7 protein-coding genes are annotated in these 10,534 nt (G+C 71.6%); 4 read left to right on the top strand and 3 right to left on the bottom strand.

Annotated features, from left to right (window positions below):
• The coding region (locus HUW62_RS42235) for a COX15/CtaA family protein (RefSeq protein ID WP_176437651.1) at positions 1-498 on the bottom strand (498 nt) is incomplete at its 3' end.
• Between the two features lie 530 nt (positions 499-1,028).
• Complete coding sequence (locus HUW62_RS42230) at positions 1,029-3,983, bottom strand: sigma-54 dependent transcriptional regulator (protein ID WP_163863521.1); 2,955 nt, start codon at positions 3,981-3,983, stop codon at positions 1,029-1,031.
• Between the two features lie 186 nt (positions 3,984-4,169).
• Between HUW62_RS42230 and HUW62_RS42225 the strand changes: the two genes are divergently transcribed.
• Complete coding sequence (locus HUW62_RS42225; RefSeq protein ID WP_368670621.1) at positions 4,170-5,177, top strand: hypothetical protein; 1,008 nt, start codon at positions 4,170-4,172, stop codon at positions 5,175-5,177.
• 3 nt (positions 5,178-5,180) lie between these two features.
• On the opposite strand, the gene HUW62_RS42220 is transcribed toward HUW62_RS42225, so the two are convergent.
• Positions 5,181-6,593: an NAD-dependent succinate-semialdehyde dehydrogenase gene (locus HUW62_RS42220; protein WP_176437650.1), complete on the bottom strand. Its 1,413-nt coding sequence runs from the start codon at positions 6,591-6,593 to the stop codon at positions 5,181-5,183.
• A 133-nt stretch (positions 6,594-6,726) separates the two neighbouring features.
• Here HUW62_RS42220 and HUW62_RS42215 point away from each other — a divergent pair, with 133 nt between their 5' ends.
• The 3 genes from HUW62_RS42215 to HUW62_RS49365 form a co-directional block, all read left to right on the top strand.
• The gene (locus tag HUW62_RS42215; RefSeq protein WP_176437649.1) at positions 6,727-8,469 is read left to right on the top strand and encodes a sigma 54-interacting transcriptional regulator; all 1,743 of its coding nucleotides are present in this window, start codon (positions 6,727-6,729) and stop codon (positions 8,467-8,469) included.
• 213 nt (positions 8,470-8,682) lie between these two features.
• Positions 8,683-9,417, top strand: a complete 735-nt coding sequence (locus HUW62_RS42210) for a Dickkopf N-terminal cysteine-rich domain-containing protein (protein WP_176437648.1) — start codon at positions 8,683-8,685, stop codon at positions 9,415-9,417.
• Positions 9,418-9,522: 105 nt separating this feature from the next.
• A partial coding sequence (locus tag HUW62_RS49365; protein ID WP_255203949.1) for a hypothetical protein occupies positions 9,523-10,534 on the top strand: 1,012 nt, incomplete at its 3' end.

Below are 10,534 nucleotides of genomic sequence, written 5' to 3'. Positions count from 1 at the left end.
CCCCTGGCCCCGGAACGTCAGCGGCGCACGGCCTCGCGCGAACCAGATGACCAGCGTCTGCGCCCCCACCAACAGGAACGTGTTCACCAGGTGCACGCCCATCCACACCGCGCGGCCCAGGGACGCGTTGTCCGCCACGTACTTGAGGAGCACGATGCCGGCGCCGACGAGGGCCTCCGTCAGCATGAAGAACAGCGCCCAGCTCGCCGCCTTGCGCACCGGGTGCCCCTTCGCATGTGCTCGAAGGGCCCACACGCACAGGGCCACCGCGAGAATCATGACGAGCCCGCTCGTCAGCCGGTGGGTGTACTCGATGAGCGTCTGCACCGTGGGCTCGCGGGGCACCACCTCGCCGTTGCAGTGCGGCCAGTGGTCACCGCAGCCCGCGCCGGAGCCCGTCGCCCGGACGAAGGCACCCCACAGAATCACCCCCAGCGTGAAGACCAGCGCTCCGACGCTGAAGGCCTGGAACCGACGTGACGAGGCGGCGTGAGTCATCGCGGTCCCCCTTAACTCACTTCCACCCCACTCGCTGCCCGAGCCCCCTCATCCCGTTTCAACCGGGCCATCAGCCGCGCTGCTCGCCTCCCCGCTCGCAGTGCGTCAGGGCATATCCGGATAGGGCCAGCCGGATGTCCCACTCGGGCCATTGGATATACCTGCTCCCTTTGCCTACCCGTTCGGATGATTTCCATTGAGCAGATCCATTGGACTAAGGGCTGGCACGTATGGTGCTTAACGAATGGTCAGTGAGCGACGGACCTCTCCGGAGGCTGGCGACACACGGTTTGAACAGGAGACCGCTCTCGGAGTGGTCCCGGCACCCAGGGTCGAAGCTCCCCCCCTCTTTGGCCCATGGGTGTGTTCTTTGAGAGGCATCGATTCGGAAGCAGTACTGCGCTCTGGGCCGGGGTTCCCCCCCTCCCCGGCCCGGAGCGTGACCTCTTCCTTCAGCCTCGACAGGTTCCCACAGGGGTGTGGGGAAACAGGGCGGGGCGCATCGCGGGTTGGGGATGATTCCTCGACCCTCAGCCCGCGATGCGCATCTGCTCCGCCCCCAGCACCGTCGGCAGCGGCCCGTAGGCCATGGAGCGCTCGATGACGTTGCGCAGCTCGCGCACGTTGCCGGGCCAGGAGTGCGCCATCAGCGTCGCCAGGGCATCCGGTCCCAGCACGGGCGGCTGCTGGCCCTCGGGAGTGAGCTGCCGGACGAAGTGCTTCGCCAGCGCCACCACGTCCTCGCGACGCTCGCGCAGCGGCGGCACCCGCACCGGCACGACTTGCAACCGGTAGTAGAGGTCCTCGCGGAAGCGGCCCTCGCGCACCAGTTGGCTCAAGTCCCGGTGGGTGGCCGCCACCACGCGCACATCCACTTCGACAGGCCGCGTCTCGCCCAGGGGGAACACCTCCCCGTTCTCCAGCACGCGCAAGAGCTTGGGCTGCACGTCCAGCGGCAGCTCGCCAATCTCGTCCAGGAAGAGGGTGCCGCCGTGGGCCGCGCGCAGCACGCCGGGGTGGTCCGAGGCCGCGCCGGTGAAGGAGCCGCGCCGGTAGCCGAAGAGCTGTCCCTCGAAGAGCTCCTTGGGGACGGCGGCGCAGTTGAAGGCGACGTAGGGGCGCTGCGAGCGGGTGGACAGCACGTGCAGCGCTCGCGCGACGACTTCCTTTCCCGCGCCGGACTCGCCGGTGACGATGACGGTGGAGCGGCTGGCGGACAGGCGCGCCAGCTCCACGCGCATCCGCTTCATGGAGGGCGAGGCGGCGATGAAGCCCGGCAGCTCCGCGTCCCGGCCCGGCTCCTCCGGCGCGGACTCGTTCGAGCCGGGCGCCTCCACGTTCACCATCGCGAAGCCGCGCAGGGTCGCCACTTCCAGCGCGAAGCCGCCCAGCCGTGACAGCGCGGTGAGCAGCGCGCGGCCATCCGCCGGCAGCGGGCCCGCGACACCCAGCCGCAGCCGTCGTCCGCAGCCGTCGCCGAACTCCACCTCGTCCGTGCTCGGCTTCGTGTCCAGCCCCGCCAGCAGGGTGATGCGGCCCTGGGAGTCCACCTCCTCCAGGCGCGGCGCGCAGCCGGGGAACAGCCCTTCCAACACGCCCAGCAGCTCGCGCTGGATGAGGGGCGCGCCCATGCCTCGCACGGACAGCCGCTCGAAGGGCACCACCAGCGCCTCCGCGCCCAGGCGCTTCACGGAGGTGCTGTCCGTGACGGGAGCGCTCGCGCTGGGTGGAAGCACCGAGGCGGGGATGAAGTTGGGGGGCGGCGTCATCCCGCCCAGGCGGCGCAGCTCGGCCTCGCTGGCGGCCAGCAGCTCGTCGGCGGCGGGGTCGCCCTCGTGCTTCGCCAGCCACGCCAGGAGATTTCGCGTGTAGCCGGCCATGCACACGTCGCCGGAGAGGCGGAAGGTGCCCAGCGACGCCTCCAGCAGCTCGCGGGCCTCGCGCGTGCGTCCCTCCAGCACCAGCAACATGCCCTCGAAGCGGTGCAGCAGCGCCGAGTGCCACGCGGACGGCATCCGCTCCAGGAACGCGCGGGTGCGGCGCAGCACCGCGCGGCCCTCCTCGCGCTGGCCCGCGTAGCCGCGCGCGGCCGTCTCATAGAGCAGGCACTCGCGGCGCAGGTAGGGCCAGCCGCCCAGCTCCATGACGCGGGCCCCGGCGGCGGCGAAGCCCGCGGCGGCCTGTTGGGCGGGGCCGCTGGAGAGGTCCGCCATGGCCTCCACGAAGAGGGCGTAGGCGCCCGTGAGCCCGCGCTGGATGTCGCCGTCATACGCGGCCAGCTTCGCCGCGAACCGGCGCAGCTCCGTGGACTTGCTCGTCGTCAGCCACAGCCGCGAGCGCGTCACCGCGAGGTGCAGCGGCGACCAGCTCAGCTCCTCGACGACGGCGTCGGCCTCGTCCAGCACCGTCTCCGCCTCCGTGAAGCGGGCCAGGCGTATCAGCGCGTCCGCCTCCGCGCGCGCGGCGAAGATGAAGGAGAAGCCCCGCGCCATGCGTCCGCCGTACGCGGCCTCGCGCGCGCGGCGCACCAGCAGGAGCGCCTCTTCCGGCTCGCACGCTTCATCCAGGCGGCGCTGCGCGAGGAAGGCGAGGTTGCGTGCCTCCAGGAAGGCGTAGCCCAGCCGCGCCGCGCCCTGCGCCACCTCGCGGAAGCGCCGGGTGGCCTGCGTGGCCTCGCCCCGGATGGACTCCTCGTGCGCGCACACGTCCTCGGCCAGCAGGCGCAGCGCCGGGTCCGTCACCCCCGCGAGCGCCTCCGCCACGCGTCCGGCGTAGCGATTCACCCGTTCGATTTCGCCCAGGTAGAAGGCGCCCGCCATCTGCGCCATGCGCAAGAGACAGCGCGCCTCCGGGTCCGGACGCTCCGCCATCAGCGCCTCGGCGCGAGCGACGTGCGCGTCGGACTTGGGGACGTCGAGCAGCTTGCCGTCTGGTGACGCGTAGAGGTTGGCCGCCAGCGCGTGGACCTGCAGCTCCACCCACTCCGGCAAGAGGCCCGTCTCGGCTTCACCCAGGTGGGGGAGCAGCGTGGCGAAGGCGCCCCGGCTGTCCTCGCGGCCCCAGCGTTGGAGGTGGGCCAGGCCCACCGCCGCCAGCGCCCGCGCGCCCGGCGTCCTGAGCACGCCCGAGGCTCCCAGCGCCAAGAGCTCCTCCTCCGCCGCGCGCCACTCCGCCCGCTTCAGGCGCTCCAGGCAGGGCTGGAGCCGGACGCTCTCCTCGGGACGCAGGGGTTGACGGGACAGGGAGGGCAGGCGGGAGACGCCGGCGAGCCCACCGGCCCCCAGCAACTGGCGCAGCGCCTGGCCCACCCGGCCACGAGGCCTGCGAGCCTGGGGCGCCGACTCCGGCAGCTCCCAGCGGTACACGGTGAGGGGGGTGACACCGAGCATGCGGGCGAAAGCAGCGCGACTGTGCCCTCCACGCAGGGCGCGGATGGCCTCGGGTCCCAGCTCTCCCCGCTCCCCCTTGTCCTCCAATGTCTCCACGACACCGAACCCCTTGTGCCCCCCGCGGACGCAATCTCATGGGCCTTTTCCAGGGAGAATGCAAACGATTGAGCATTTTCAAAGGTGAACCGAACGTCACGTTGAGAATGACGCGCCCTTATGAAGGAGACAGTGGGCGGAAGGCTCACCCTCCCGCGTCGCGGGGGGAAGTCGTTATCGTACCGCGTGCCCCGCATTCCTGAGTCACCTCCGCCCCCTTCCACGCAGCTCCAGGACGAGCGTCTCCGTCGGTTGGAAGGCGCCCTGTCGGAGGGGCAGGCGCGGGAGGACGCGGCCGTGGAGGCGTGGGTACGGAAGACGGGCCGCCTGCCGCCTCGCAAGGTGCGGCGGGCGTGGGAGAAGCAGTGGCGTCGGGAGGCTCATCGGGAGTCGCGCAAGGCGGTGCGGACCGGCCGTCGCTCCCGCTCCAACCGCTCCAGGGACCCGGCGAAGGCGGCGGCCTTCATCGCGTCGGCGATGGCGTGCCTCTTCATCGCGATGGGGCAGCCGCGGCGGCTGTGGTGGCTCGTCTTCGTGGCGCTGGGTTTCTTCCTCGCCGCGGCGGGCTACCTCAAGCGCCCGGAAGAGGAGGCGGGGCCCAGGCTTCCAGAGAGAGAGCCGCCCCAGCCGCAAGCCACCGGCGAGCCCGAGGACCCGAGGACGGCGCGGGTGGACGCGCTGTGCACGCGGCTCCTGGCGGAGCTGGGGCAGGGGCCCGAGGTGCTGCGCGAGGTGGTGCATGCGCCCGAGCGCACGGTGGAGGCGCTGCGCCAGGGGTGTCACGCGCTGGCGCGCCGTGAGCGGGAGCTGCGCGCGCTGGTGACACCGGAGGAGACCCGCCGGCTCGAAGAGGAGCGGGAGCGCCTGTCGACGCGCGTGGCGGCGGAGAAGGACGCGGTGGTGCGCGAGCGGCTGCAAGGCGCGCTGACGGCGCTGGACGCGCAGCGGGCACAACGCGCGGAGCTGGCCACGGCGGCGGACCGGCTCGAGGCCGAGCACACGCGGCTCTACTACACGCTGGAGGGGTTGTACGCGCAGGTGCTGCGGGTGCGCTCGGCGGACGCGGCCGGCGAGGACATCGCCGGGCTGGGCCTGCGCCAGAGCGTGGAGCAGCTCGGCGCGGAGGTGGAGGCGGTGACGCAGGCGTTGGAGGAGGTCCACCGCCCGTCGGATGGCCGGGTGCGCACGCGCTGAGGGCTACTCGCTGAGGGCGCGGCCCTTGGGCGACGACTCGGCTCCGGAGGTGCTGGCCACGCGCACCGTCTTCGCGTTGAGGAACTCGTGGATGCCCAGGTCGGCCAGCTCGCGCCCGTGGCCGGAGTGCTTCACGCCGCCGAAGGGCAGCCGCGCGTCGGAGACGACCATGTCGTTGACGAACACCATGCCCGCCTCGACGCCGTCGATGAATTGGCGCTGCTCCTCCGCGTCCTTCGTCCACACGCTGGCGCCCAGGCCGAAGGGCGTCGCGTTGGCCAGTTCAATGGCGTGCTTGACGTCCTTCGCGCGCAGCAGCGTGGCCACCGGGCCGAACAGCTCGTCATGGAAGGCGGGCGCCTTCGGGGGCGGGTCCGCCAGTACGGTGGGCGGGTAGAAGTTCCCCGGGCGCTCCAGCGGTTTGCCGCCGAGCAGCAGGCGCGCGCCGGCCTTCACGCTCTCTTCTACTTGCGCGTGCAGACCCTTGAGGATGCTCTCGGTGGCGAGCGGGCCCAGGTCCGTCTTCGGGTCCATGGGGTCGCCCACGGTGACGCGCTTCATGCGCTCCACGAAGCGGCGCTCGAAGTCGGCGGCGATGGACTCGGCGACGATGAAGCGCTTGGCGGCGATGCAGGACTGGCCGTTGTTGATGAGGCGCGCGGACGCCGCCGTCTCCACGGCCTTGTCCAGGTCCGCGCTGGGCATGACGATGAACGGGTCGCTGCCGCCCAATTCCAGCACCACCTTCTTCAGCGACTTGCCCGCGGAGGCGCCCACCGAGCGGCCCGCGGCCTCGCTGCCGGTGAGCGTCACGGCCTTGACGCGCGCATCCTCGATGACGCGATTCACGTCGGCCGTCTCGATGAGCAGCGTCTGGAAGGCGCCGGCCGGGAAGCCCGCCTGGAGGAACAGCTCCTCCAGCGCGAGCGCGCACTGGGGCACGTTGTGCGCGTGCTTGAGCAGGCCCACGTTGCCCGCCATCAGCGCGGGCGCGGCGAAGCGCACCACCTGCCAGAAGGGGAAGTTCCACGGCATGATGGCCAGCACCGGGCCCAGGGGTTGATAGCGGACGAAGGCGGTGTCGCCGCCCACTTCGATGGGCCGGTCCTTGAGCAGGCCCTCCGCCTTGGCCACGTAGTAGCGGCAGGCGGTGGAGCACTTGCGGGCCTCGGCCTTCGCGGCCTCCAGCGGCTTGCCCATCTCCTCCGTCATGATGCGGCCGTAGCGCTCCGCCTCCGCGTCCAGCAGCTCCGCGGCGCGGCGCATCCACCGGGCGCGCTCGGCGAAGGACGTCCGACGGTAGGAGTCGAAGGTGTCGGCCGAGAGCTGGAGCTTCATCTCCAGCTCCGCCGGGGTGAGGGCGTTGAACGTGCGCAGCGTCTTGCCCGTCGTCGGGTCGATGGTGGCGATGGCCATGGGAAGCTCCTTCTGGGGCTCCGTGATAGCAGCCGGGCGCGTCTGGACAATGACTCGGTGGAGGGAGCGTCGTGCCGCGTACGCGCCCGCGCTCCGCATTCCTGATATGCGACAGAGTCGGTCCGCTCCCGCCATGCCCCAGCTCCTGGTCCTCCCCGACGGCCGCCGTCTCCCGCTGGACAAGCCCGTCATCTCCGTGGGCTCCGATGCCACCTGCGACGCCGTGCTCAGCGCGCCCGGCGTGAAGCCGAGCCACGCGCTGCTGTTCCGCGACGCGAGAGGCTGGAGCGTGTCCCCCGCGGGCAAGGGCTGCGACATCAAGGTCCGAGGCAAGCGCGTGGACCTGGCGCCGCTGGAGCCCGGGGACCGCTTCCGCGTGGGCACCGTGGAGCTGGAGCTCGTCGACGCGGTGGAGTCCGCTCCCCGTGAGGCGGCGGAGGTGGCGCCGCGACCGGAGGGCCGGCTGGTGGCGGTGCTCGCGGAGTTGTCCTCGCGACTGCTGGTGCAGCGCCCGCCCCAGGAGTTGTTGGAGGTGGCGATGCGCGGGCTCGCCGAGGTGGTGGGCGCGGACGTGGGCTTCCTCGTCACCGCGGATTCGCGCGAGGGGCCCCGGCGCGTGGTGTGCGCCACGGGAGCCAGGCCCGAGGCGGCGGTGGTCGACAGTCTGGTGGACCGGGTGCTGACGTCGGGCTCGCCGGTGCGGGTGGCGGACGTGGAAGCGGACGCGGCGCTGGCGCGGGCACCGAGCCTGGAGGCCCTGCGGTTGGGCTCGGCGCTGGTGGTGCCGCTGCGCGTGGAGTCGGTGCCGCTGTCGGTGGTGTACCTGGGGCGACGCCTGGGCGCCCCGGCCTTCTCGGCGGTGGAGCTGGAGGAGGCCATGGCGCTCTCCGCGCTGACGGCGCTGCTCTTGTCGACCCGGCGCGAGCTGACGGAGCTGCGCGCGACGGTGGAGGGCCTCACCCGTCGCATCGAAGCGGCGACGTTCGAGGGGCTCATCGGCGAGTCTCCGTCGATGCGCGCGCTGTACCGGCAGGTGGAGCGGCTGGGGCCCACGCCGCTCAACGTCCTCATCGAAGGAGAGACGGGGACAGGCAAGGAGCTGGTGGCGAGGGCGCTCCACCGGCGCAGCGGGCGGCGCGGACGACTGGTGGCCATCAACTGCGCGGCGCTGCCGGAGAGCCTCATCGAGCGCGAGTTGTTTGGCCATGCGCGCGGCGCCTTCACCGGCGCGGGTGCGGAGCGGGCGGGGCTGGTGGAGGCGGCCGACGGTGGCACCCTCTTCCTGGATGAGATTGGAGACATGCCCTTGTCGCTCCAGACGCGCCTGTTGCGCGTGGTGCAGGAGCGCGAGGTGACGAGGTTGGGTGAGCACCAGCCGCGCAAGGTGGACGTGCGCGTGGTGTCGGCGACGCACGTGGGGATGGAGGAGGCGGTGCGACGAGGCACCTTCCGCGCGGACCTCCGCTTCCGGCTGGAAGAGGTGCGCGTGGACGTACCCCCGCTGCGGGAGCGCGGCGACGACGTACTGCTCATCGCCCACCATGTGCTGACGCAGGAGTCGCGCAGGGCGCGAGGCTTCACGCAGAAGGCCACGGAGGCGCTGCGCGGGCATCCCTTCCCCGGTAACGTGCGGGAGCTGGCGTCGCGCGTGCGTCGCGCGGCGGTGCTGGCCACGGACGAACTCCTGGGGCCCGAGGATTTGGAGCTGGGCGGTGACGCCACGCCGATGATTCCCCTGGAGGACGCGCGGGAGGCGTTCGTCCAGCGCTACGTGCGCGAGGCGATTGCCCGCTGTGGCGGCAGCAAGAAGGACGCGGCGGCGGCGTTGGGCATCGGCCTGCGCTCGCTGTTCCGCTACCTGGGAGAGGGGGACTGACAGGCCGCCTCCCAGGGAGGCCTGTTCCGCGTGCCAGTCCTGGCACGTTTCCCCTGGCGCCGGGCCCTCGTCGGGGCTGGGACGTCACGCAACCCCGTGGAATCGGGGCGTTTCGGTGTCTCGCGAGGCCGCGGCACGCACGTTGCGATGGGGCTGCCCATCGCACGCTGGCGGAGAGCCGCCACGGTGCAACCGAACCTCGGGGAGACGCACATGAAACATGTCGTGATGGGATTGTTCCTGGCGCTGGCGGTCGTGGGCTGTGGCAGCACGAAGGACGATGACGGCGGGGGGCCCGACGAGAACCCCAGCCAGCAGGACGCCGCGCTGTGCAGCGCGAGCAAGGCCTGTCCCTCCGGGCAGTTCTGCTTCAACGGCCTGTGTGCGCTCGGCTGTCAGTCGAACGCCAACTGCGCGGCGGACCAGTACTGCGACGCCGAGGACACGGGCACCCTGGCCTCCTACTGCAAGAGCAAGAACGTGCCGACGTGCACCTCGAACAGCCAGTGCCTGAGCAACCAGGTCTGCATCGAGGGCCTGTGCAGCCTGGCGCCTCCGACCAACCCGCCTTCGTGCAATCCGGAGACGAGCGACTTCAAGGACGGCTGTGACAACTACTCCGTCTGTCTGGACCCGGATGACGACGGTTCGCGGCAGCCGTACTGCGCCAGCTTCGCGCCGTGCGCCGAGGACGGTGCCTGCCCCACGGGCCTGGGCGGCGCGGTGTGCAACGACGGCTACCTGGCCAACAAGGGCCGCTTCTGCATGCAGGGGATTTGCCGTGACAACTCGAACTGCCCCTCGTCGTGGAGCTGCGTGAAGCCCGTCGTCGGCGCCGTCCTGGGGTTCTGCAGCCCTGGGGCCTTCGGCTTCCCGTGCACGGAGAACGCGCACTGCAAGAGCGGCCAGTGCTTCGCCGCGCCCGGCGTCATGGGCGCCTGCATGTAGCGGACGGAGGTGGCCCTGTGTTCCCGAGTCGGGGGACACGGGGCCCTTCTGTGTAGGGGCTGCGCTTCGAGCGTCCCTCCGCATAGAGTCGACCGGGCCTTGGTGATGCGCCGCCTTCTTCCGCTCTCGTTGTTGCCCGTGCTCGTGTTGCTCGTCGCGCCGGGCTGTCCGCTCGACATCCGCATCCGCTGTGACGAGTCCCAGGAGTGTTCCCAGGGACAGGTCTGTGTGCGGGGAGGTTGCGAGCCCGTGGACGCCGAGCGGGTGGGGCAGGCCTGTGGCGCGGATTCGGAGTGTGGCGAGGGCCTCACCTGCGGCCTGGGCTTCCCAGGTGGGTATTGCCTGCGGGAGTGCTCCGAGGCGCGGGACTGTCCTCGAGGCACCGTGTGCGCGACGGGGCTGGGACAGTGCTTGCGAGCCTGTGGTGAGGACTGTGCTCGCTCGGGATACGGCTGTGGCGCGGTGCCTCAAGCGGGCGAGCCGCTGACTGCTTGTGTGCCGGTGACGACGCCCGTGGACGGGGGCTGCACGGGTGCCGCGTGCGAGGTGCCAGACGGGGGCTGCACGGGCTCGGGGTGCGGTGTACCGGATGGAGGCTGTACGGGCACGGGGTGCGGGACGCCGGACGCGGGGTGTTCGAGCACGGTGGCGGTGGGAGGCACGTGTTCGCGGGCGTGTGAGTGCGCGGACCCGGCCGCGGCCTGCGAGGACTCGAAGTGCACGCTGACGTGCGTGTCGGACTTCGCGTGTCGGGGCGGGCGACGGTGCTCGAATGATGCGTGTGTCGTGGGTCCTCGACTGGGAGAGGCGTGCACGGACTCGCTCGACTGTCCCACGTTCGCGGGGTGTCCCCGGGAGCGGATGCGGTGCGAGGAGAAGTGCAACCCGAACGCGGGTGGTGGCCTCTGCGAGCCGGGCTACCAGTGTTCCCCGGACGGGCTGTGCGTCCAGGCATGCTCGGGCACGCCGGTGTCGGTGGGGGAGGTCTGCGAGAACTCGATGGACTGCTCGCCGTGTAGCGTGTGCCTGTCGTCGGGCGCGGCCTTGCGGTGTCGGCAGCCCTGTCGGCTGGACCGGGATTGCCCTGGGGGTGCGGTGGGGGCCTGCGAGCAGGTGG

The sequence above is a fragment of the Myxococcus sp. AM011 genome (assembly GCF_013372595.1).
GTDB classification, from domain to species: Bacteria; Myxococcota; Myxococcia; order Myxococcales; family Myxococcaceae; genus Myxococcus; species Myxococcus eversor.
The sequence above is the reverse complement of the archived record's forward strand: the minus strand, read 5'-3'. Positions and strand labels throughout refer to the sequence as shown.